The organism is Bacteroides faecis MAJ27 (assembly GCF_900106755.1).
Taxonomy (GTDB): domain Bacteria; phylum Bacteroidota; class Bacteroidia; order Bacteroidales; family Bacteroidaceae; genus Bacteroides; species Bacteroides faecis.
The window spans coordinates 84,594-108,308 of sequence record NZ_FNNN01000011.1; the positions used below are offsets into that span (position 1 = coordinate 84,594).

The 23,715-nt window shown below is 39.5% G+C and carries 18 protein-coding genes; 16 read left to right on the plus strand and 2 right to left on the minus strand.

The window, feature by feature from the left end; translation table 11 throughout:
- Nucleotides 1-15 precede the first annotated feature (15 nt).
- The 14 genes from ftsY to BLW31_RS11240 all read left to right on the plus strand — a co-directional run bounded on the left by ftsY (nt 16) and on the right by BLW31_RS11240 (nt 14,390).
- Nucleotides 16-975, plus strand: coding sequence for a signal recognition particle-docking protein FtsY (ftsY, locus tag BLW31_RS11175; protein WP_010537997.1), 960 nt, complete (start codon nt 16-18; stop codon nt 973-975).
- Nucleotides 972-2,282, plus strand: coding sequence for a 30S ribosomal protein S12 methylthiotransferase RimO (gene rimO, locus BLW31_RS11180; protein WP_010537998.1), 1,311 nt, complete (start codon nt 972-974; stop codon nt 2,280-2,282). The genes ftsY and rimO overlap by 4 nt, the downstream gene beginning before the upstream one ends.
- Nucleotides 2,275-2,547: an HU family DNA-binding protein gene (locus BLW31_RS11185; RefSeq protein WP_010537999.1), complete on the plus strand. Its 273-nt coding sequence runs from the start codon at nt 2,275-2,277 to the stop codon at nt 2,545-2,547. The genes rimO and BLW31_RS11185 overlap by 8 nt, the downstream gene beginning before the upstream one ends.
- A 17-nt stretch (nt 2,548-2,564) precedes the next feature.
- Nucleotides 2,565-4,004, plus strand: coding sequence for an HU family DNA-binding protein (locus BLW31_RS11190; RefSeq protein WP_010538000.1), 1,440 nt, complete (start codon nt 2,565-2,567; stop codon nt 4,002-4,004).
- Between the two features lie 238 nt (nt 4,005-4,242).
- Nucleotides 4,243-5,238 (plus strand): AAA family ATPase, encoded by a 996-nt coding sequence (locus tag BLW31_RS11195; protein WP_008761573.1) that lies wholly within the window; start codon nt 4,243-4,245, stop codon nt 5,236-5,238.
- Nucleotides 5,239-5,263: 25 nt separating this feature from the next.
- Nucleotides 5,264-6,133, plus strand: coding sequence for a DUF58 domain-containing protein (locus BLW31_RS11200; RefSeq protein WP_008761572.1), 870 nt, complete (start codon nt 5,264-5,266; stop codon nt 6,131-6,133).
- Nucleotides 6,133-7,221: a BatD family protein gene (locus BLW31_RS11205; RefSeq protein WP_010538001.1), complete on the plus strand. Its 1,089-nt coding sequence runs from the start codon at nt 6,133-6,135 to the stop codon at nt 7,219-7,221. Before BLW31_RS11200 ends, BLW31_RS11205 begins: the two co-directional genes overlap by 1 nt.
- Before the next feature lie 44 nt (nt 7,222-7,265).
- Entirely contained in the window at nt 7,266-8,249 is a 984-nt protein-coding gene (locus BLW31_RS11210; RefSeq protein WP_010538002.1) for a vWA domain-containing protein, read from the plus strand.
- 46 nt (nt 8,250-8,295) lie between these two features.
- Nucleotides 8,296-9,324: a VWA domain-containing protein gene (locus BLW31_RS11215; RefSeq protein ID WP_010538003.1), complete on the plus strand. Its 1,029-nt coding sequence runs from the start codon at nt 8,296-8,298 to the stop codon at nt 9,322-9,324.
- Between the two features lie 9 nt (nt 9,325-9,333).
- Nucleotides 9,334-10,056, plus strand: a complete 723-nt coding sequence (locus BLW31_RS11220) for a tetratricopeptide repeat protein (RefSeq protein ID WP_029425547.1) — start codon at nt 9,334-9,336, stop codon at nt 10,054-10,056.
- A gap of 33 nt (nt 10,057-10,089) precedes the next feature.
- A complete protein-coding gene (locus BLW31_RS11225; protein WP_029425548.1) occupies nt 10,090-11,919 on the plus strand; it encodes a BatD family protein in 1,830 nt (609 codons plus the stop codon).
- 18 nt (nt 11,920-11,937) lie between these two features.
- Nucleotides 11,938-12,771: a tetratricopeptide repeat protein gene (locus BLW31_RS11230; RefSeq protein ID WP_022301484.1), complete on the plus strand. Its 834-nt coding sequence runs from the start codon at nt 11,938-11,940 to the stop codon at nt 12,769-12,771.
- Between the two features lie 133 nt (nt 12,772-12,904).
- Nucleotides 12,905-13,195 carry a hypothetical protein gene (locus BLW31_RS11235; RefSeq protein WP_029425549.1) on the plus strand — a complete coding sequence of 97 codons (291 nt, stop codon included), beginning with the start codon at nt 12,905-12,907 and terminating at the stop codon, nt 13,193-13,195.
- A gap of 73 nt (nt 13,196-13,268) precedes the next feature.
- Nucleotides 13,269-14,390 carry a universal stress protein gene (locus BLW31_RS11240; protein WP_010538008.1) on the plus strand — a complete coding sequence of 374 codons (1,122 nt, stop codon included), beginning with the start codon at nt 13,269-13,271 and terminating at the stop codon, nt 14,388-14,390.
- A gap of 245 nt (nt 14,391-14,635) precedes the next feature.
- On the opposite strand, the gene BLW31_RS11245 is transcribed toward BLW31_RS11240, so the two are convergent.
- Together BLW31_RS11245 and gyrA are read right to left on the minus strand one after the other, a co-directional pair.
- Nucleotides 14,636-15,853 (minus strand): tetratricopeptide repeat protein, encoded by a 1,218-nt coding sequence (locus BLW31_RS11245; RefSeq protein ID WP_022302163.1) that lies wholly within the window; start codon nt 15,851-15,853, stop codon nt 14,636-14,638.
- A gap of 32 nt (nt 15,854-15,885) precedes the next feature.
- Nucleotides 15,886-18,465: a DNA gyrase subunit A gene (gene gyrA, locus BLW31_RS11250; protein ID WP_010538010.1), complete on the minus strand. Its 2,580-nt coding sequence runs from the start codon at nt 18,463-18,465 to the stop codon at nt 15,886-15,888.
- Between the two features lie 405 nt (nt 18,466-18,870).
- Between gyrA and BLW31_RS11255 the strand changes: the two genes are divergently transcribed.
- Nucleotides 18,871-21,396 (plus strand): ATP-dependent Clp protease ATP-binding subunit, encoded by a 2,526-nt coding sequence (locus tag BLW31_RS11255; RefSeq protein WP_010538011.1) that lies wholly within the window; start codon nt 18,871-18,873, stop codon nt 21,394-21,396.
- Between the two features lie 139 nt (nt 21,397-21,535).
- Complete coding sequence (htpG, locus tag BLW31_RS11260) at nt 21,536-23,581, plus strand: molecular chaperone HtpG (RefSeq protein WP_010538012.1); 2,046 nt, start codon at nt 21,536-21,538, stop codon at nt 23,579-23,581.
- Nucleotides 23,582-23,715: the final 134 nt, after the last annotated feature.

Here is a 23,715-nt window from a genome sequence, read left to right on the forward strand (position 1 = left end):
CAAATAACTGTTGATATGGGATTTTTTAGTTTTTTTTCAAAGGAGAAGAAGGAAACTTTAGATAAAGGATTATCTAAAACCAAAGAGAGCGTATTCAGTAAAATCGCTCGCGCTGTGGCCGGTAAGTCGAAAGTGGACGACGAAGTATTGGATAATCTGGAAGAAGTTTTGATCACATCGGACGTGGGGGTAGAGACAACTTTGAATATTATCAAACGTATCGAAAAACGTGCTGCCGCAGACAAATATGTGAATACGCAGGAATTGAACCATATACTGCGCGATGAGATTGCTGCCCTTTTGACCGAGAATAATTCGGATGATGTAGCAGACTTTGATGTACCTATCGAGAAAAAGCCTTATGTAATTATGGTAGTGGGAGTAAATGGGGTAGGTAAAACAACAACAATCGGAAAATTAGCTTATCAATTCAAGAAAGCGGGCAAATCTGTTTATCTGGGTGCAGCCGACACATTCCGCGCAGCTGCTGTAGAGCAGTTGATGATTTGGGGTGAAAGGGTAGGTGTACCTGTTGTCAAACAGAAAATGGGTGCAGACCCTGCATCTGTCGCTTTCGACACACTGAGTTCTGCCGTTGCCAACAATGCGGATGTGGTAATTATCGATACAGCCGGTCGTCTGCACAACAAAGTAGGCTTGATGAATGAGTTGACCAAAATTAAAAACGTCATGAAGAAGGTAGTTCCCAATGCACCGGACGAAGTGCTGCTGGTACTGGATGGTTCTACCGGACAAAATGCGTTCGAGCAGGCCAAGCAGTTCACTTTAGCTACGGAAGTGACCGCAATGGCGATCACCAAACTGGACGGAACTGCTAAAGGCGGAGTGGTCATCGGAATTTCCGACCAGTTCAAGATTCCTGTAAAATATATCGGATTGGGTGAAGGCATGGAAGATTTACAGGTCTTCCGCAAGAATGAATTTGTTGATTCCCTGTTTGGAGAGAATGCATGAAAAGAAAGAGAATAGATATTATTACTTTAGGTTGTTCCAAAAATTTAGTAGACTCGGAGCAGTTGATGCGTCAGCTGGAAGAAGCAGGATATAGCGTAACTCATGATACTGAAAAACCGGAAGGGGAAATTGCGGTGATCAACACCTGCGGGTTCATCGGTGACGCGAAAGAAGAGTCTATCAACATGATTCTGGAATTTGCAGAAAGAAAAGAAGAAGGCGATCTGAAGAAACTTTTTGTAATGGGTTGTCTTTCCGAACGTTATCTGCAAGAACTGGCTATTGAAATTCCACAGGTGGATAAGTTCTACGGTAAATTCAACTGGAAAGAACTTTTGCAGGACTTGGGAAAAACATATCATGAGGAATTATACATTGAGCGTACTTTGACGACTCCCAAGCATTATGCATATCTGAAGATTTCAGAAGGGTGCGACCGCAAATGCTCTTATTGTGCTATTCCCATTATCACCGGACATCATATATCCAAGCCGATAGAAGAAATTCTGGACGAGGTACGGTATCTGGTATCGCAAGGAGTAAAAGAGTTTCAGGTGATTGCTCAGGAATTGACATATTACGGAATTGACCTGTATAAAAAGCAAATGTTGCCCGAATTGATCGAACGTATTTCGGAAATACCGGGCGTAGAATGGATTCGTTTGCATTATGCGTATCCGGCACATTTTCCAACGGATTTATTCCGTGTAATGCGTGAACGTGATAATGTCTGCAAATATATGGATATTGCCTTGCAGCACATCAGCGATAATATGCTGAAATTAATGCGCCGGCAAGTAGGCAAGGAAGATACCTACAAGTTGATTGAGCAATTCCGTAAAGAAGTGCCGGGCATTCATCTGCGCACCACGCTGATGGTAGGACATCCGGGAGAAACGGAGGAGGACTTTGAAGAGCTGAAAGAGTTTGTGCGCAAAGCGCGTTTTGACAGAATGGGAGCTTTCGCCTATTCTGAAGAAGAAGGAACTTATGCCGCCAAACAATATGAAGACTCTATACCACAGGAGGTTAAGCAAGCCCGACTGGATGAACTGATGGATATCCAGCAAGGTATTTCAGCAGAATTGAGCGCAGCGAAAATCGGTCAGCAGATGAAAGTGATCATCGACCGGATCGAGGGAGATTATTATATCGGACGTACAGAGTTTGATTCACCGGAGGTAGATCCGGAGGTGTTGATCAGCCATTCTGGAGAGGAACTTGAAATCGGGAAATTCTATCGGGTAGAAGTAACCGACGCGGACGATTTTGATTTATATGCAAAGATAATGAACAAGTATGAATAATAAGGAATTTACATCGGAACTGGCAGACAGACTGGGATATACTATCAAAGACACTTCTGAACTGATAAGTTCTTTATTGTCTGATATGACACAGGAACTGGAAGATGGAAATGTGATTGCCATACAGGGCTTCGGTTCTTTCGAAGTGAAGAAAAAGGCGGAACGTATTTCGATCAATCCGTCCACCAAGCAGCGCATGCTGGTTCCTCCCAAACTGGTATTGTCATACAGACCCAGTAATACACTGAAAGACAAGTTTAAATAATATATATTTTCCCAATTATGAATGAAAGACTGACAATTCAAGACCTTATCGACTTATTGGCGGCTAAACATAGCATGACCAAGAAGGATGCCGAAGCATTCGTCAAAGAGTTCTTTCTCTTGATAGAACAAGCCCTGGAGAATGAGAAGACTGTGAAAATCAAAGGATTGGGGACTTTCAAACTTGTTGATGTCGATAGCCGGGAAAGCGTTAATGTCAACACTGGGGAGCGTTTTCAGATAAAAGGGCACACCAAAGTATCGTTTACTCCGGACACGACGCTCAGAGATACGATAAATAAGCCTTTTGCGCATTTTGAGACGGTAGTACTAAATGAGGGTACGGTATTGGAAGATACTCCGATGGAGGAATCCGATGAGGAAGAAGCCTCGGTTGCTGACAGTGAAGCCGAAATGGTCGATTCTGAAGTTACAGAGGATAAAAATACTGATGAAGATACTCAGGAAGAAATACAGCCGGAAGAGCCCGCAATAGAAGAACCGGCAACTGAAGCAGTGGCTGCGGTTAAAGGAGAGGAGACCGATACGAATGAAACCGTTCCGACAGAAACAGAACCGGAACCTGCTGTTATAGAGCAACCTATGACCGAAGAATTATTGGAATCAGAAGCCGAATCGGAATCAATACTTGAAGATTCTTCAGAAGAGGAACCTTCAGAAACTCCATTAGAACCTGACTTCAGTCCGGCAGCAACAGAAGAGCCGGTTGAAGAAGCTTCGGAAGAAACAATTATAGAAGAACCAGAAACAGAGAAGAAAAAAACAGAAACTACTGCAGAACAAATTATCGCCCAAGAACTTTATAAAGCGAATATGGAACCTGCAACACCGAAAAAAGAACCGGAAACAGAACAGCCGAAAGCCGCCTATACCGATAAAGACAGTGATAAAAAGGAGAAATCAGCGATTCCTTATCTGATAGCAACGATTATTATAGTCTTGTTATTGTGTGGAGGAGCTATTCTGTTTATTTATTACCCGGATTTATTCTCTTCTTCATCTGATTCTGATAAGGATATAGTCGACATGCCGGAGGCCGTTCAGCCTGTTCAGCCGGAAGCACAACTTTCTGATACAATTGTGCAAAAAGATACAGTAGCGGAGGCAGCTCCTGTTATGCCCGACGAAACTGTGCAGCCAAAACCTGTAGTCAAGAAGGAACCGGCAGCGGAACCTGTCAAAGCAGAAAGTAAACCTGCCCAACAGCAACAGCCTGCAACCTCGGTATATTCGGATTCTGCATCCTATAAGATTACCGGTACCAAAACAAAATACACCATTAAAGAGGGGGAAACTTTAACACGAGTTTCATTACGCTTTTACGGTACAAAAGCGATGTGGCCATACATCGTAAAACACAACCCGAAAGTAATTAAGAACCCCGATAACGTGCCATACGGTACAACAATCGAGATACCGGAACTTACAAAAGAATAAAAACAAAAACGATTCATTCACCCGGCTCATACAGTAATGTATAGCCGGGTGAAATGTTATGTAAGTACAAAAGCGTATGAAAGTACCTTAATCTAAAGATTTCGCATTGTTTTTTAATAAAAATTAGTTGCAATCGTTAATTATATGGCGTACTTTTGGGAGCGAATTTAGAAGCCTTACACACTGGTAAGTCTTACATCTAATTATTGAGAATTAAATAATAAAATATTAAGTATTTATGGCTGAATCAATTGATATCCGCGAACTGAATGAGCGGATTGAAAGACAAAGTGCTTTCGTTACCAATCTTACGACAGGTATGGACCAAATCATTGTTGGTCAGAAACATTTGGTTGAATCACTGCTTATCGGATTGCTTTCCGATGGACATGTTCTTCTGGAAGGTGTTCCCGGTTTGGCAAAAACTTTGGCTATTAAAACACTCGCTTCACTGATTGACGCGAAATATAGCCGTATTCAGTTCACTCCAGACTTATTGCCGGCTGACGTTATCGGTACCATGGTTTACAGCCAGAAAGATGAATCTTTCAAAGTACAAAGAGGACCTATCTTCGCCAACTTCGTATTGGCGGATGAAATAAACCGTGCTCCGGCCAAAGTACAAAGTGCTTTGCTGGAAGCCATGCAGGAACGCCAGGTTACTATCGGCAAAGAAACATTTATGTTGCCGGAACCTTTCTTAGTTCTGGCTACCCAGAACCCGATCGAACAAGAAGGTACTTACCCGCTTCCTGAAGCACAGGTAGACCGTTTCATGCTGAAAGTAGTGATTGACTATCCGAAACTGGAAGAAGAAAAACTGATTATCCGTCAGAATATCAACGGAGAGAAGTTCAATGTGAAACCTATTCTAAAAGCAGAAGAAATAATCGAAGCCCGCAAAGTCGTTCGTCAGGTATATCTGGATGAGAAAATAGAACGCTATATCGTGGATATTGTATTCGCAACCCGTTTCCCCGAAAAGTACGACCTCAAAGAACTGAAAGACATGATCGGATTTGGTGGTTCACCCCGTGCTTCTATCAATCTGGCTCTGGCTGCCCGTACATACGCTTTCATCAAGCGCCGTGGCTACGTTATTCCGGAAGATGTACGTGCTGTTGCACATGATGTTCTCCGTCACCGTATCGGATTGACTTACGAAGCGGAAGCCAACAACATGACTTCGGACGAAATCATCAGCAAGATTCTGAACAAGGTTGAAGTGCCCTAATTTGCGCTACTTAACTATTGCATAAATGGAAACAAGTGAAATATTAAAAAAGGTTCGTCAGATTGAAATCAAGACACGAGGACTGTCTAACAATATCTTTGCAGGCCAATACCATTCGGCCTTCAAGGGTAGGGGTATGTCTTTCTCGGAAGTCCGTGAGTATCAGTTTGGCGACGATATACGCGACATCGACTGGAATGTGACAGCACGATTCAACAAACCTTATGTGAAAGTGTTTGAAGAAGAGCGCGAACTGACAGTGATGTTGATGGTCGATGTTTCCGGAAGTTTGGAATTTGGTACAGTGAAACAACTGAAGAAGGATATGGTAACGGAAATTGCAGCTACTCTTGCATTCTCCGCTATCCAGAACAACGATAAAATTGGTGTGATCTTCTTTTCAGACCGGATAGAGAAATTTATTCCTCCCAAAAAGGGGCGTAAACATATTCTATATATTATCCGCGAACTGATTGACTTTCAGCCGGAAAGCCGCCGTACCAATATTCGTCTGGCATTGGAGTATCTGACTAATGTAATGAAAAGACGTTGTACTGCGTTTATTTTATCCGACTTCATCGATCAGGACAACTTCAAGAACGCTTTGACTATCGCCAACCGGAAGCATGACGTAGTGGCATTGCAGGTGTATGACAGGAGAGTGAGTGATCTTCCTCCGGTAGGACTGATGCGGATAAAGGATGCGGAAACCGGTCATGAACAATGGATCGATACTTCTTCCAAAGCTGTACGCCGGGCACACCGTGACTGGTGGATCAACAAACAGACTGAACTGAACGACACATTTACCAAAAGTAATGTAGACTCCGTATCTGTGAGAACCGACCAGGATTACGTAAAGGCATTGTTGAATTTATTTGCCAAACGAAATTAATGGAATCAAAAATGAATAGAAATATTATTCTGATAGCATTGTTATGTCTGCTGCCTATGGGTAGAACTGTAGCACAGTCTGTTACGGTTGAAGCCAAGATAGATTCGTTGCAGATATTAATTGGCGAACAAGCGAAAGTACAACTACAAGTAGCGATGGACGCCAAGCAACGTGCTGTCTTTCCTGCTTATACCGATACGCTGGTGCGTGGGGTAGAAATTATAGAAACTGTCAAACCGGATACGCAATTTCTGAATGATCGCCAACGGATGCTGATCACTCAGGAATATATTATCACCTCGTTTGATTCAGCTCTCTATTATCTTCCGCCAATGCCCGTCACAGTGGATGGCAAAGAATATAGATCAAAAGCACTGGCACTGAAAGTATATTCGATGCCGGTCGACACTTTACATCCGGACCAGTTCTTCGGACAAAAAACAGTGATGAAAGCACCTTTTGCCTGGGAAGACTGGTATGGACTAATCGGTTGCTCATTCCTTGCATTACCTTTGCTCGGTCTGTTAATCTATCTGATCATTCGTATCCGTGATAATAAACCTATTATCCGCAAGATAAAAGTAGAACCTAAGTTGCCGCCACATCAGGCTGCGATGAAAGAAATCGAACGTATCAAGAGTGAGAAGGTATGGCAGAAGGGAGAGCCGAAGACATACTATACAGAACTGACGGATACTCTTCGTACCTACATCAAGGATCGTTTCGGATTCAACGCACTTGAAATGACTTCTTCTGAAATCATTGATAAGTTATTGGAAATGAACGATAAAGATGCTATATCGGATTTGAAGGAACTCTTCCAGACAGCGGATTTGGTAAAGTTTGCCAAACATGATCCGCAAATGAATGAAAACGATGCGAATTTGATTAACGCAATCGATTTTATCAACGAGACAAAGCAACCGGAAGAGGAGAATCAGAAACCGCAACCAACGGAAATCACAATCATCGAGAAACGTTCTCTGCGTACCAAAATATTATTAATCTGCGGTATTGTATTCTTATCTGCAGCATTAATCGGTACTTTTATATATATAGGTATGCAGCTTTATGATCTCTTTGCATAATGTGGTGTGAATACTAAATAGTAAACTGTTAAATCGAAAATAAAATGGTTTTTGCCAATATTGAATATCTGTTTTTGCTATTATTGCTTATACCTTATATTGTATGGTATATCTTAAAGCGAAAGAAATCTGAGGCTACGCTCCAGATTTCGGATGCACGGGTATATGCGCATACTCCCAAAAGTTATAAGAATTATTTGCTGCATGCTCCATTTATACTACGTGTCATTGCATTAGCATTGATAATTGTAGTACTTGCACGTCCGCAAAGCACTAATAAGTGGCAAAACAGCGAAATAGAGGGAATTGATATTATGCTGGCTATCGACGTGTCCACCAGTATGCTGGCAGAAGACTTGAAGCCGAACAGACTGGAAGCTGCCAAAGATGTAGCTGCTGAATTTATTAACGGACGCCCGAATGATAATATTGGTATCACTCTGTTTGCCGGAGAAACGTTCACTCAATGCCCCCTGACTGTAGATCATGCCGTATTGCTGGATATGATTCATAATATCAAATGTGGGCTTATCGAAGATGGTACGGCAGTAGGTATGGGAGTTGCAAACGCCGTAACCCGCCTGAAAGACAGTAAAGCCAAATCAAAAGTGGTCATCTTATTGACAGATGGTACAAATAATAAAGGAGATATTTCACCATTGACAGCTGCCGAGATTGCCAAAAGTTTTGGTATCCGTGTATATACCATCGGAGTGGGTACGAACGGAATGGCTCCATATCCTTATCCGGTCGGCAATACGGTACAGTACATCAATATGCCGGTAGAAATCGACGAGAAAACATTGACTCAGATTGCCGGTACTACGGATGGTAACTATTTCAGAGCTACGAGCAACTCGAAACTGAAAGAGGTATATGAAGAAATAGACAAGCTGGAGAAAACAAAGCTGAACGTGAAAGAGTATAGCAAGCGGGAGGAAGACTATCGCTGGTTTGCACTGGCTGCCTTCCTTTGTGTATTGCTGGAAGTTTTATTACGTAATTCAATACTCAAGAAAATTCCGTAGGAATGTTGGGTCAATCGTGATTTGTAAATCGTAAAATAGGAAGAAGATGTTTCGATTTGAAGAACCTGCATATTTATATTTATTGCTGCTGTTACCGTTTTTAGCAGCTTTCTACTTGTATTCCAACTACAGGAGACGAAGAAATATCCGACGTTTTGGAGATCCGGAATTGTTAGCGCAATTGATGCCGGATGTATCTAAATATCGTCCGGATGTGAAGTTCTGGCTCATTTTTGCTGCTATCGGCTTATTCTCGGTATTGCTGGCCCGCCCGCAATTTGGTTCTAAGCAGGAAACGGTGAAGCGTAAAGGAGTGGAAGTGATTATCGCTCTGGATATATCCAATTCTATGTTGGCACAAGATGTTCAGCCTAGCCGTTTGGAAAAGGCGAAGAGACTGGTATCCAGATTGGTGGATGAGTTAGATAATGATAAGGTAGGTATGATTGTATTTGCCGGAGATGCTTTTACTCAGTTACCAATTACCAGTGATTATATTTCTGCCAAGATGTTTTTGGAATCTATCAGCCCTTCGCTGATTTCCAAGCAAGGTACAGCAATCGGAGAAGCAATTAATCTGGCAACTCGCAGTTTTACTCCACAAGAAGGAGTAGGACGTGCTATCATTGTCATCACGGATGGTGAGAACCATGAAGGCGGGGCTGTAGAAGCTGCTAAGGCTGCTGCTGAAAAAGGTATTCAGGTGAGTGTGTTGGGGGTAGGTATGCCGGAAGGTGCTCCTATTCCGATAGAAGGAACGAACGATTATCGTCGCGACCGCGAAGGTAATGTTATTGTAACTCGCCTGAATGAAGCTATGTGCCAGGAAATAGCCAAAGACGGAAAGGGTATCTATGTACGGGTGGATAATTCTAACTCTGCTCAAAAAGCTATTAACCAGGAAATTAGTAAGATGGCTAAGTCTGATGTAGAATCGAAAATATATACAGATTTCAATGAACAGTTTCAGGCTATTGCATGGATCATTTTACTGTTGTTACTAGCTGAGATGTTAATTTTGGACCGTAAGAATCCATTATTCAAAAACGTTCATCTGTTCTCTAATAAGAAGTAAGCTATGCGTATGTTAAAAATGAAATATATTCTATTCGCTGCCTTTCTGTTATCAGCTGTCGGTATCTCGGCGCAGAAAGCAGAGCGTGACTATATCCGTAAAGGAAATCGTCTGTTCAATGATAGTGTATTCGTCGATGCAGAGGTCAATTACCGCAAGGCTTTGGAAATCAATCCTAAATCGACTGTATCTATGTACAATTTAGGAAATACGCTTTCACAACAGCAAAAATTTCAAGATGCCATGGAGCAATATGCTTCTGCCAGCAAAATAGAAAAGGATAAAATGAAATTGGCACATATTTATCACAATATGGGAGTACTTTTTCAAGCTGGCAAGGATTATGCAAAGGCAGTAGATGCCTATAAAATGTCACTGCGTAACAATCCTGCAGATCATGAAACACGGTATAACCTGGCTCTTGCACAGAAAATGTTGAAAGATCAGCAGAACCAACAGGATCAAGATCAAAACCAGGATCAAAACAAAGATCAACAGCAGAAGCAAGATCAGAAACAGGACCAAAATAAAGACAAGCAAAACGATCAGAAGAAAGATGATCAAAAAGACCAGCAACAACCGCCGAAACCTGAAAAACAAGATAATCAGATGTCAAAGGAAAATGCTGAACAGTTGCTTAATTCTGTAATGCAGGATGAGAAAGACGTGCAGGACAAAGTGAAGAAACAACAGAAAGTTATTCAGGGTGGTCGTCTGGAAAAAGATTGGTAATAATAAAAGTTGATGATATAAATTTCATAAGCAATGAAAAAACTGATTGTTATATTGATGGCATTGATAGCATACAGCACCCAGGCGCTTGCCGACAAGGTGTCATTTACTGCTTCCGCTCCTGATGTAGTGGTGGTAGGAGATCAATTCAGGCTATCTTATACAGTAACCACACAAAAAGTAAAAGACTTTCAAGCGCCGTCTATCAAAGGATTCGATGTTTTGATGGGGCCGAGCCGTTCTCAACAAAGTAGTACACAGATAATGAATGGTAATGTCACATCTACGAGTAGCATTACATTTACTTATATATTGATGGCAAATACCGCCGGTGAATATACAATCCCCGGTGCTTCTATTGTTGCGGATGGTAATCAGATGGTTTCCAACTCTGTAAAGGTGAAAGTGTTACCACAAGACCAGGCTAGTAATGGAGGACAAAGTGATGGCAGTTCATCTGCACGTTCGTCTTCATCTGGCACAAGCGTATCCAATCAGGACTTGTTTATTACAGCTACAGCCAGTAAAACAAATGTATATGAACAGGAAGCATTCGTCTTGACGTATAAAATATATACCAGAGAGCATGACTTACAACTGAATAATGCCAAACTTCCTGACTTTAAAGGTTTTCACTCACAAGAAATTGAGATGACTACTAACGCAAGATGGACGCAGGAGCATTATAAGGGACGTAACTACAATACGACGATCTATCGTCAATTTGTATTATTTCCCCAACAATCGGGCAAATTATTTATAGAACCGGCACAATTCCAGATGACAGTGGGTAAGGCAATCCAATCCGATGATCCTTTCGATGCATTTTTCAATGGTGGAAGTAATGTTGTCAGAGTTCAGAAATCAATTGTTACTCCTAAAATAGCAATCAATGTTAATCCGCTTCCTGCTGGAAAACCCGCAAGCTTTTCAGGTGGAGTGGGAGAGTTCAACATCTCATCTTCAATCAATAGCAAAGAGCTGAAAACCAATGATGCTATTACCATCAAGTTAGTGATCTCCGGAACAGGAAACTTGAAACTGATTTCTAATCCGGAAATTAAGTTCCCGGATGACTTTGAAGTATATGATCCTAAAGTAGATAACCAAGTCAGACTAACTCAAGAAGGTCTCACTGGAAATAAAGTCATTGAGTATCTGGCTATTCCAAGACATGCTGGCAATTATAAAATTCCGGGAGTTTCTTTTAGCTATTTCGATATCCGTTCAAAATCTTACAAGACATTGAAAACGGAAGATTACGTAATCAATGTTGAAAAAGGTGCAGGAAACGCTGATCAGGTGATTGCTAATTTCACCAACAAAGAAGACTTGAAAGTACTGGGTGAAGACATTCGTTACATCAAGCAAAATGAAGTAACTCTCCAACCTAAAGGTAGTTTCTTCTATGGCTCAGTGACGTATTGGCTGTTCTATATCATTCCCGCTCTTGCTTTCATCATATTCTTTATCGTCTACCACAAACAGGCAGCAGCAAACGCTAATGTTGCTAAGATGAAGACAAAGAAAGCTAATAAGGTAGCAACTAAACGTATGAAACTAGCTGGTAAACTGCTCTCTGAAAACAAGAAAGATGCTTTCTATGATGAAGTTTTGAAAGCATTGTGGGGATATATCAGTGACAAACTAAGTATTCCAGTCTCTCGTTTATCAAAAGACAATATTGAAGAGAAATTGAGAAACCATGGAGTAAGTGAAGAATTAATTAAAGAATTCCTGAATGCATTGAATGATTGTGAGTTTGCTCGTTTCGCTCCGGGGGATGAAAATCAGGCGATGGATAAAGTTTATTCATCTTCAATAGAAGTGATAAGCAGGATGGAAAATTCAATAAAACATTAACCCTGAAGAGATTGTGTCATGAAAAAAATATTGTTTTTTATATTATTATCGATGTCAGTTACTTGTTTCGGACAAGGATCTCAAAACATTGATTCTATACAAACAACTGAAGTTGATTCTATCCATGCGGGTTCACATGCATTTCCCGATACGAAATTGGAAGATGCAACAAAAGCTGAAGGAGATTCCGCATATATAAAAGATGATTATACAACTGCTATCCAGATATATGAGTCCTTATTAAAAAATGGAGAGTCTGCAGATGTGTATTACAATTTAGGAAACAGTTATTATAAAATTGGAGAAATAGCCAAAGCCGTACTCAATTACGAACGCGCTTTGCTCATGAAACCGGGAAACAGTGATATCCGTGCCAATCTGGAAGTAGCGCGCGCTAAAACAATAGATAAAGTAGAACCGGTTCCGGAAGTTTTCTTTGTATCATGGACTAAGGCTCTGATAAACAGCATGAGTGTAGATGCATGGGCTACATGGGGAATTGTCTCATTCATTCTATTTATCATCACTCTTTATTTCTTTATCTTCTCCAAACAGATTATGCTGAAGAAAGTAGGGTTTATCGCAGGCATCGTTTTCCTGATCGTTATGATATGTTCTAATCTGTTTGCCTCAGAACAAAAAGAACGTCTGGTAAATCGAAACGAAGCGATTGTCATGAATCCTAGCGTAACAGTTCGCAGCACTCCAAGTGAAAGTGGAACTAGCTTGTTTATTCTTCATGAAGGACGTAAGGTCAGTATCAAAGACAATTCAATGAAAGAATGGAAGGAAATTCGCTTGGAAGACGGCAAAGTAGGATGGGTACCGGCTTCCGCTATTGAAGTGATATAAAATTCATAAACAGAATAGATGAATTTAGGAAAAAAGATAAGCAAATAATTTGTTTTATCTTTTTTTTTGCTTAAGTTTATAGCGTGATAAAAAATTAAATACAATATAGTATTAACCATTAAATTTATGAGACATGAGAACAATAACATTTAATGAACTTCGCAAGATTAAAGATTCATTGCCTAGCGGTAGCATGCATAGAATAGCAGACGAACTTGGTTTGCACGTCGATACAGTGCGCAACTTCTTCGGAGGGCACAATTTCAAGGAAGGAAAAAGTGTCGGAATACATCTTGAGCCCGGTCCGGATGGCGGGCTTGTAATGCTGGATGATACAACTGTTCTCGACCGGGCTCTAAAAATCTTAGATGAAATAAACTTGAGTATGCAAAAAGAACAAGCTACCGAACCTATGCAAATTTAAAATATAAAACAGAATCCCAATTGCCCAAACAATTGGGATTTCTTATTTGTTTACCTTCAAAAATAGATAAATTATGGAAGATAAATTAGTAACCTTAGCTATTCTGACTTATACAAAAGCTCAGATTCTAAAAAATGTCCTCGAAAATGAAGGAATAGAAACATATATTCATAATGTAAATCAAATACAACCAGTTGTCTCTTCAGGAGTACGCCTGCGAATTAAAGAAAGTGATTTACCGCGTGCATTAAAAATAACTGAAAGTTCTACTTGGTTATCTGAAAGTATAGTGGGAGAGAAGACGCCAAAGTCGGACAGTAAATCAAACAAAATTTTAATACCTGTCGATTTCTCCAGTTATTCGATGAAAGCGTGCGAATTCGGCTTTAATTTGGCAAAAACAGAGAATTCTGAAGTAATTCTATTACATGTTTACTTTACACCTATATACGCTTCATCATTACCATATGGTGACGTTTTTAATTATCAGATTGGAGATGAGGAATCTGTTAAAACAATCATCCAACAGGTGCATTCTGACCTCAACATACTATCTGATAAAATAAAGGAAAAAGTCGCATCTGGAGAATTCCCTGATATTAAATATAGTTGTATATTACGGGAAGGTATCCCTGAAGAAGAAATCTTAAGGTACGCCAAGGAGCAACGTCCTAAGGTTATCATTATGGGTACACGTGGAAAAAGCCAGAAAGATATCGACTTGATTGGTAGTGTCACAGCTGAAATCATTGATAGAAGCCGCACAGCAGTATTAGCCATTCCGGAAAATACTCCGTTCAAAGAATTCAATGAAGTAAAACGCATTGCTTTCCTAACCAATTTTGATCAAAGAGACTTGATTGCTTTTGAAGCTTTTTTCAATACGTGGAAATCCTTTCATTTTTCTGTCTCATTAATACATCTGGCTGAATCAAAGGATACTTGGAACGAAATTAAGCTTGCTGGTATCAAGGATTATTTCCAAAAACAATATCCCGGGCTTGAAATCCATTATGATGTGGTAATGAATGATAATCTATTGAAAGGACTTGATCAGTATATCAAAGATAATCAAATAGATATAATAACATTAACTTCCTATAAAAGAAATATATTTGCTCGCTTATTTAATCCAAGTATCGCTCGTAAGATGATTTTCCATTCCGATACGCCATTGCTTGTTATTAACGGTTGATCGGAAGGAAGCAAAATAAGTTGTTTACGTTTAGGGAATAATACTGATTATGTTTAATAGAAAAAAAGATAATACTAATAACGACTCTCTCTTCTCTCTCTAAAATAAAAGCGGCATCCCAAAAATAAATGTAGATGCCGCTTTTTCATTCTCCCCTCAAAAACATCAAAACTTAAGATAAAAATAAAAAAGACCATCTCATTAATATTGAGATAGTCTTTTTTATAATAACTGATTAATGATAATTATTTCATCATCTTATCAATTTCTTCAAATTCAGGCCCCATGTTCAAATTGTAATAAACACGATAGAGACCCTGCAACCACAAATCTTTCTGATCTGGCTTCAAAGCTCTGGCTTTTTCGTAAAATGGCTTAGCTTCTTCATAGAATTTCTTCACTGTAGCCTGTGCCTCTGCATATTTAGGATCATTGATATCTGTTGTAGCTTTATCAGCATAATCTTGAGCCTTCATCAAATATACCAGTCCTACATTAGAATATGCTTCTGCATATTCAGGATCTGCAGCGATAGCTTTTTTGTAAAATTCAATAGCATTATCATACTCTTTCATATTATGATAAAGATATGCTTTTACATATAAATATAACTTGTTGTTGGCATCAGTAGATAACATTCTATCAGCAAATTCCATTGCTTTAGATGCTTGGTTAGAACTAGTGTAGTAATCAACCAAATTCGCAAAGAAATAGTCATTTCCCGGGAACTTTAAAATACCCTCTTCCAATGATTTAACCCATGCAGCTGTATCACCTTTAGCTTTATAAGCATCTGCCATCAATTGCATTGCAAATTTACCTCCATCCTTATCTTCCAAAGCAGCAGGAGCATACTTAATAATTGCATCTTTGTCTCCTACTCTGTCAGCAGCTAATGTTGCGTAATATGCAATTTGTGCCAGAAGAGTATCTGTTTTAGCTAAATTTTGTTCTGCTAACATAGGATAAGAAGCTGACTCTACGTATGTTGCAAAGAACTGCAAAGCTTCCTTATTCTTATCAAGGTTGAAGTATTGAATACCACCGTTAATCAAATTAGGACGCTCAACTAATATAGTTGAAGCATTTGCTTTTCTGTATTTGTTTTTAATTTTACCTTTTTCATTAGGTACTTGAGCTAAATCATCACATTTAGTATAATACTCAAACATTTTCAAAATGCTATTGTATGCCTTTAATGTGTCAAACGGCTGTTTCAAAACGCCTTTCTTGTCACGTTCTTCTTCGATAAAGCGTTTCTGAATAAATCCAGCAACGTCCCATGTGTCAGGAAGATCTTTAGTCTCAGGATTCTTAATAGCTTCATTAATCAGCTTTTCAGCCTGACCAAAATTCGGTTTTACATCACTGGCAATGCTTTTGGCTTCTTTTACATTCTTCATTTGAGCGAATGATAAGCTAACGGCCATCAATAAAACCATTGAAAATAATACTCTTTTCATGATTGTTGTTTGATTAATTATTAATATTATGTCTATTCCTCAATTTCGTTATTGTTTTCATCAATATCTGTGTCAACATCTGCATTGTCGACCTCCGGAGCGTCATTAGACAGATCGCTTACAATAGTACCTTCTGTTTCTTCTGTAGGAATTTCATCCTCAAGGCTTTCTGTCATGACTTTACATACAGAACCAATCTGGTCATTACGTTTTTCAAGATTAATCAGACGAACACCTTGAGTAGCACGTCCCATAATGCGAACATCAGCCACTTTCAGACGGATAGTAATTCCGGATTTATTGATAATCATTAAATCGTTCTCATCGGTCACTGACTTGATTGTTACCAACTTACCTGTTTTCTCGGTAATGTTCATGGTCTTTACACCCTTACCACCGCGATTAGTCTTACGATAATCTTCGATTTCAGAACGCTTGCCATATCCCTGTTCAGAAACAACCATTACAGATTCTGTTTCTAAATCTTTGATGCAAATCATTCCTATTACTTCGTCCTGGCCATCATTATCTAGTGTAATACCACGCACACCTGTTGCTGTACGCCCCATTACACGGACTGCAGCCTCATGGAAACGAATAGCCCGACCATTGCGATTAGCAATAATAATTTCATTATTACCATTCGTCATTCGAACTTCAATTACACTGTCATCCTCACGAATTGTAATAGCATTTACACCATTCTGACGTGGGCGTGAATATTGTTCAAGTAATGTCTTCTTGATAACACCTTTCTTTGTACAGAATAATACATAATGACTATTGATATATTCAGAATCATCCAGACTCTTAACACGCAAATATGCAGTTACACTATCATCAGAGTCGATATTTAACAAGTTTTGTATAGCACGTCCTTTGGAGTTCTTCGTTCCTTCTGGTATTTCGTATACTTTCAGCCAGTAACATTTCCCCTTCTGTGTGAAGAACATCATAGTATTGTGCATAGTAGCCGGATAAATATGCTCTACAAAGTCCGCATCACGGGTCTCTGTTCCTTTAGAACCTACTCCACCACGATTCTGTGCACGAAATTCAGTTAATGGTGTACGTTTGATATAACCCATGTGAGAAATCGTAATAATCATCTGATCATCGGCATAGAAGTCTTCCGGATTGAATTCTTCGGAAGAATATACGATTTCAGAACGACGTTCGTCACCATATTTCGCTTTAACTTCTAATAATTCATCCTTCATCACCTTACGACATACCTCATCATCAGCCAAAATGCTTTCCAAATAAGCAATCTGTTTCATGATTTCTTCGTATTCAGCATGAAGCTGATCTTGCATCAGACCAGTCAACTGCCGCAAACGCATCTCTACAATTGCACGTGACTGTATTTCTGTCAGATTAAAACGTTCTATCAAACCAGCTATTGCATCATTTGGAGTCTTGGCTGCACGAATGATACGGATAACTTCATCAATATTATCAGAAGCGATAATCAAACCTTCAAGGATATGGGCACGCTCTTTTGCTTTACGCAAATCGAACTGAGTACGACGAATAACCACCTCGTGTCTGTGTTCCACGAAGTATTTAATCATATCCCTCAGATTCAGCGTTTTCGGACGTCCATGAACTAATGCTACATTATTCACACCGAAAGAAGTCTGCAAAGCTGTCATCTTATACAACTTATTCAGTACTACGCTCGCATTGGCATCACGTTTTACATCAATAACGATACGCATTCCGTCACGGTCAGACTCATCATTTGCATTCGAGATACCTTCTATTCTCTTATCATTAACAAGATCAGCTATATATTTAATCAGTTCAGCCTTATTGACATTGTAAGGGATCTCAGTCACTACGATTTTATCATGTGTCTGTCCGGTTTCAATTTCCGCTTTCGCACGCATAACCACTCGGCCACGACCTGTCAGATACCCTTCGCGCACCCCACTTATACCATATATATAACCGCCTGTAGGGAAATCCGGAGCCTTGACATAATTCATCAATTCTTCCACTGTGATTTCCTGATTATCAATATATGCTTCACAAGCATCAATCACTTCCGAAAGGTTATGAGGAGGCATATTAGTCGCCATACCTACAGCAATACCAGAGGCACCGTTAACCAAAAGATTAGGGATACGGGTTGGCATAACTTTCGGTTCCGTCAACGTATTATCAAAGTTAGGTTCGAAGTCTACAGTTTCCTTATACAGGTCATCCATCATCGCTTCACCCAACTTGTTTAGACGAGCCTCCGTATAACGCATAGCAGCGGGGCTATCACCATCTACAGAACCAAAGTTACCTTGGCCATCTACTAAAGGATAACGCATTGCCCATTCCTGAGCCATACGCACCATAGCATAATAAACTGAAGAGTCTCCATGCGGGTGGTACTTACCCAGTACTTCACCCACAATTCTTGCAGATTTTTTATAAGGTTTGTCTGAAGTATTACCCAATTCCATCATTCCGTATAAAATTCTACGGTGAACGGGCTTAAATCCATCTCTAACATCCGGAAGGGCACGTGAAACAATGACCGACATGGAGTAGTCAATGTACGATGACTTCATTTCCTCCTCGATGTTAATCTTTATAATTCTGTCTTGTTCAAGCATTTAAAATGATTATTAATTATACATTGTATGGTCTGTGAAAAACCACGCTAAAGTACTACTTTTCCACGATATACGAAAGTTTTTCCGAAGAAAGTTTTTTTCTGCTTGAAGGACAGTCTATTTGTTCATATTTAGTTATTAAAATTAAAAATTCCAGTGAACGAATTGACTTCCAACCATTAATATTAGAAAAAGAAAAGAGAAAAAGAATAAATGCCATCATAAAAAAACATATTCACGAAAAACAGGGGACAATATTTGTTATACCTTATATATATAACTAAAAACATGGCATTTTATGGCACGCCATTTGTAGAGATAAGAAATAAAGCAAATATGCAATACAAACTTGATTAAATGCGTATATTTGCCAGTAAATAACCCCTTAGAAGAAAAGGAAAAAGTATGAATAATCAATTCTCACAAAGAGTTTCCGACATTATCGTCTATAGCAAGGAAGAAGCTAACCGATTGAGGAGTAGGCATATCGGACCTGAGCATCTACTTCTGGGAATGCTTCGTGACGGTGAAGGAAAAGCTATCGAGATATTGTCAAAACTCAACACCAATTTAGCTGCAGTAAAGCAGCAGATTGAAGCTCGGCTGAAGACAGAAGCTGATGATATGCTATTGCCTGACGCAGAGATACCGTTGTCTAACGACGCGGCCAAAATATTGAAAATGTGTATTTTAGAGGCACGTGGAATGAAAAGTAATATAGCTGATACAGAGCATGTTTTGTTAGCGATCCTAAGAGAAAAAAACAATATGGCAGCTTCCGTGCTCGAAGCTAATGACATTAATTATGTGAAAGTGTTGGAACAAGCTACATTACAGCCAGATGTAAATTCCGGCATGGGATTCACAGAGGACGATGATGACGAAGAAATGTCTTCTCCCCGATCCGGTGGAAGCGGTTCTGAAGAACGCCAGCAACAGGCGCAAACAGCTTCGAAAAAGCCTTCTAATGACACTCCTGTGCTTGACAATTTCGGTACAGATATGACAAAAGCGGCAGAAGAAGGACGTTTGGACCCGGTAGTAGGCAGAGAAAAGGAAATCGAACGTTTGGCTCAAATCCTCAGTCGGCGCAAAAAAAATAATCCAATTTTGATTGGTGAGCCTGGCGTAGGAAAATCGGCAATCGTTGAAGGACTTGCTTTGAGAATCATTCAAAAGAAAGTATCGCGTATCTTGTTTGATAAACGGGTGGTAGCTCTTGACATGACCGCGGTTGTGGCAGGAACAAAATACCGTGGTCAATTCGAAGAGCGTATCCGTTCCATTCTCAACGAGTTACAGAGGAATCCGAATGTGATTTTATTCATTGATGAGATCCATACAATTGTAGGTGCAGGGTCTGCTGCCGGCTCAATGGATGCGGCCAATATGCTGAAACCTGCATTGGCACGGGGCGAAATACAATGTATCGGTGCCACTACTCTTGATGAATATCGCAAGAATATAGAAAAAGACGGGGCCTTGGAACGTCGTTTCCAGAAAGTAATGGTAGAACCTACTACTGCTGATGAAACTCTTCAGATTCTGCGTAATATCAAGGATAAATATGAAGACCATCATAATGTAAACTATACGGATGAAGCCTTAGAAGCTTGTGTCAAGTTGACAGACCGCTATATTACGGACCGTAACTTCCCCGACAAGGCTATTGATGCTTTGGATGAAGCAGGATCACGTGTACATCTAACCAACGTCAACGTGCCTAAAGAAATTGAAGAACAGGAAAAGCTCATTGAAGAAGCCAAAAGCAAGAAAAATGAAGCTGTGAAATCACAGAATTTCGAACTCGCTGCCAGCTTCCGCGATAAGGAGAAGGAACTTACTATTCAGTTGGATGAAATGAAACGGGAATGGGAAAACAGCCTGAAAGAGAACAGACAGACTGTTGATGCAGAAGAAATTGCTAATGTTATTTCTATGATGTCCGGTATTCCAGTACAACGTATGGCACAAGCTGAAGGAATCAAGTTAGCCGGCATGAAGGAGGACCTGCAATCAAAAGTCATCGCACAGGATCCGGCTATAGAAAAACTAGTCAAGGCTATTTTAAGAAGCCGTGTGGGATTGAAAGATCCTAATAAGCCCATTGGGACCTTTATGTTTTTAGGTCCGACTGGTGTAGGTAAAACCCATTTAGCTAAAGAATTGGCTAAATACATGTTTGGTTCTTCCGATGCGCTAATCCGAATAGATATGAGTGAATTCATGGAGAAATTTACGGTCTCACGTCTGGTTGGAGCACCTCCGGGATATGTAGGATATGAAGAAGGCGGACAATTAACAGAGAAAGTGCGTCGCAAACCTTATTCTATTGTCCTACTTGATGAAATTGAAAAAGCACATCCTGATGTGTTCAACCTCCTTCTTCAAGTGATGGATGAGGGTCGTTTGACTGACAGTTATGGCAGAATGGTTGATTTTAAAAATACAGTTGTTATCATGACTTCCAATATTGGTACTCGCCAGTTGAAGGAGTTTGGACGTGGCGTAGGATTTGCAACGCAAAGTCGCCTGGATGACAAAGAATTCTCACGAAGTGTCATACAAAAGGCTTTAAATAAATCATTCGCGCCTGAATTTATTAACCGTATCGATGAAATCATAACGTTCGACCAGCTTTCTCTGGAGGCTATCACAAAAATCATTGACATTGAGCTGAAAGGACTGTATGAGCGTATTGAATCTATTGGATATAAGCTTATTATTGATGACGAAGCAAAACGATTCGTAGCCGAAAAAGGATATGATGTGCAATTCGGAGCCCGCCCATTAAAGCGAGCTATTCAGACTTATTTGGAGGATGGACTATCAGAACTCATCATTACTTCTTCTTTAAAAGAAAAAGATGTAATTCAAATCTCGCTAAACAAAGAAAAAGGCGAATTGGAGATGAAAGCTATTGCTTCCTGAGAGAAGGTTTCCTAGATAAAACAAGTCATAAAATATGCCAGAATGTCAGACCTCAAGGTCTGGCATTTTTTTTGTCTCTATCTGAACAAATATCAATTAAAAACATTCTAATAAATAAACCAAAAAAATATACGTTATTATGCAAAAAGGTAATATTGGGGTTACAACAGAGAACATTTTCCCTATCATCAAAAAGTTCTTGTACAGTGACCATGAAATTTTTCTTCGCGAATTAGTATCTAATGCAGTAGATGCCACTCAAAAATTGAATACCCTTGCCTCTATTGGTGAGTTTAAAGGTGAATTGGGTAATCTGACAATTCACGTTGAATTAGGTAAAGACACTATTACTATCTCTGACCGTGGTATTGGTCTGACTGCAGAAGAAATTGAAAAGTACATCAACCAGATTGCATTTTCAGGAGCCAATGACTTTCTGGAAAAATACAAAGATGATGCAAATGCAATCATTGGACATTTCGGCTTAGGTTTCTATTCTGCTTTTATGGTTGCAAAAAAAGTAGAAATTATCACTAAATCCTACAAAGATGGAGCACAAGCTATAAAATGGACTTGTGATGGCAGTCCGGAATTTACTCTTGAAGAAGTAGATAAGGCAGATCGTGGTTCAGATATCATCCTATATATCGATGAGGACTGCAAAGAATTCCTCGAAGAAGCGCGTATTTCTGAGCTTCTAAAGAAATATTGCAGTTTCCTTCCCGTACCTATCGCATTTGGTAAAAAGAAAGAATGGAAAGATGGTAAACAGATAGAAACTACTGAAGACAATATTATCAACGATACCACTCCCTTGTGGACTCGCAAACCGAGTGAACTGTCAGACGAAGATTACAAATCATTCTATACCAAGCTGTATCCGATGTCAGATGAACCACTGTTTTGGATTCATCTGAATGTAGATTATCCATTCCATTTGACTGGTATTCTTTATTTCCCGAAAGTAAAGAGTAATATTGAACTGAATAAAAATAAGATTCAGTTATATTGCAACCAAGTATATGTAACGGATTCTGTAGAGGGAATTGTACCCGACTTCCTGACTTTATTACATGGAGTTATAGATTCTCCGGATATTCCATTGAATGTATCCCGTTCTTATTTGCAAAGCGACTCGAATGTGAAGAAGATCTCGACCTATATCACGAAGAAAGTTTCCGATCGCCTGCAATCTATCTTTAAGAACGATCGCAAACAGTTTGAAGAGAAGTGGAATGATCTGAAAATATTTATCAATTATGGCATGCTAACTCAAGAAGATTTCTATGAGAAAGCGCAAAAATTCGCCCTTTTCACCGATACAGATAACAAACATTATACATTTGAAGAGTATCAGACTCTTATTAAAGATAATCAGACAGATAAAGATGGAAATCTGATTTATTTGTATGCTAATAATAAGGACGAACAATTCAGCTATATTGAAGCTGCCACAAATAAGGGATACAATGTCTTGCTTATGGATGGTCAATTAGATGTAGCTATGGTAAGCATGTTGGAACAAAAGTTTGAGAAATCGCGCTTCACTCGTGTAGACAGTGATGTTATCGACAACCTTATCATCAAAGAAGATAAAAAAGGCGAAACATTGGAAGGAGAAAAGCAGGAAGCCATCACAACTGCTTTCAAGAGTCAATTGCCTAAGATGGATAAAGTTGAGTTCAATGTAATGACACAAGCATTGGGAGATAATTCAGCACCGGTGATGATTACTCAAAGCGAATATATGCGTCGTATGAAAGAAATGGCAAATATTCAAGCTGGAATGAGCTTCTATGGAGAAATGCCGGATATGTTTAACCTGGTTCTAAACTCCGACCATAAGCTTATTAAGCAAGTGCTTGATGAAGAAGAAGCAGTTTGTCATCCTGAAGTAGCTCCTATACAAACAGAGATGAACAGTGTCAATAAGCGTCGCAATGAACTAAAAGACAGTCAGAAGAATAAGAAAGAAGAAGAAATTCCTACTACCGAGAAAGACGAATTGAATGACTTGGACAAGAAATGGGATGAACTTAAAAATAAAAAAGAGAACATCTTTGCAGGATATGCCAACAACAACAAGGTAATCCGCCAACTCATCGATTTAGCCCTATTGCAGAATAATATGCTAAAAGGTGAAGCATTAAATAACTTTGTGAAGCGTAGTATTGAGCTGATTTAATATCGCCCCTTTATTTATAACATAAATCAATGAAAGAGCATTCAACACTAAAACATGTTGTAATGCTCTTTTTTCATCATAAAACGAACGCTAAAATATCGATAATTTGGAAAGTATTGCATATATTTGAACAC

Excerpts from the sequence above, each read along its gene's own strand:
- ftsY (WP_010537997.1), top strand. The coding sequence starts at position 16 with ATGGGATTTTTTAGTTTTTTTTCAAAGGAGAAGAAGGAAACTTTAGAT.
- rimO (WP_010537998.1), top strand. The coding sequence starts at position 972 with ATGAAAAGAAAGAGAATAGATATTATTACTTTAGGTTGTTCCAAAAAT.
- BLW31_RS11185 (WP_010537999.1), top strand. The coding sequence starts at position 2,275 with ATGAATAATAAGGAATTTACATCGGAACTGGCAGACAGACTGGGATAT.
- BLW31_RS11190 (WP_010538000.1), top strand. The coding sequence starts at position 2,565 with ATGAATGAAAGACTGACAATTCAAGACCTTATCGACTTATTGGCGGCT.
- BLW31_RS11195 (WP_008761573.1), top strand. The coding sequence starts at position 4,243 with ATGGCTGAATCAATTGATATCCGCGAACTGAATGAGCGGATTGAAAGA.
- BLW31_RS11200 (WP_008761572.1), top strand. The coding sequence starts at position 5,264 with ATGGAAACAAGTGAAATATTAAAAAAGGTTCGTCAGATTGAAATCAAG.
- BLW31_RS11205 (WP_010538001.1), top strand. The coding sequence starts at position 6,133 with ATGGAATCAAAAATGAATAGAAATATTATTCTGATAGCATTGTTATGT.
- BLW31_RS11210 (WP_010538002.1), top strand. The coding sequence starts at position 7,266 with ATGGTTTTTGCCAATATTGAATATCTGTTTTTGCTATTATTGCTTATA.
- BLW31_RS11215 (WP_010538003.1), top strand. The coding sequence starts at position 8,296 with ATGTTTCGATTTGAAGAACCTGCATATTTATATTTATTGCTGCTGTTA.
- BLW31_RS11220 (WP_029425547.1), top strand. The coding sequence starts at position 9,334 with ATGTTAAAAATGAAATATATTCTATTCGCTGCCTTTCTGTTATCAGCT.
- BLW31_RS11225 (WP_029425548.1), top strand. The coding sequence starts at position 10,090 with ATGAAAAAACTGATTGTTATATTGATGGCATTGATAGCATACAGCACC.
- BLW31_RS11230 (WP_022301484.1), top strand. The coding sequence starts at position 11,938 with ATGAAAAAAATATTGTTTTTTATATTATTATCGATGTCAGTTACTTGT.
- BLW31_RS11235 (WP_029425549.1), top strand. The coding sequence starts at position 12,905 with ATGAGAACAATAACATTTAATGAACTTCGCAAGATTAAAGATTCATTG.
- BLW31_RS11240 (WP_010538008.1), top strand. The coding sequence starts at position 13,269 with ATGGAAGATAAATTAGTAACCTTAGCTATTCTGACTTATACAAAAGCT.
- BLW31_RS11245 (WP_022302163.1), bottom strand. The coding sequence starts at position 15,853 with ATGAAAAGAGTATTATTTTCAATGGTTTTATTGATGGCCGTTAGCTTA.
- gyrA (WP_010538010.1), bottom strand. The coding sequence starts at position 18,465 with ATGCTTGAACAAGACAGAATTATAAAGATTAACATCGAGGAGGAAATG.
- BLW31_RS11255 (WP_010538011.1), top strand. The coding sequence starts at position 18,871 with ATGAATAATCAATTCTCACAAAGAGTTTCCGACATTATCGTCTATAGC.
- htpG (WP_010538012.1), top strand. The coding sequence starts at position 21,536 with ATGCAAAAAGGTAATATTGGGGTTACAACAGAGAACATTTTCCCTATC.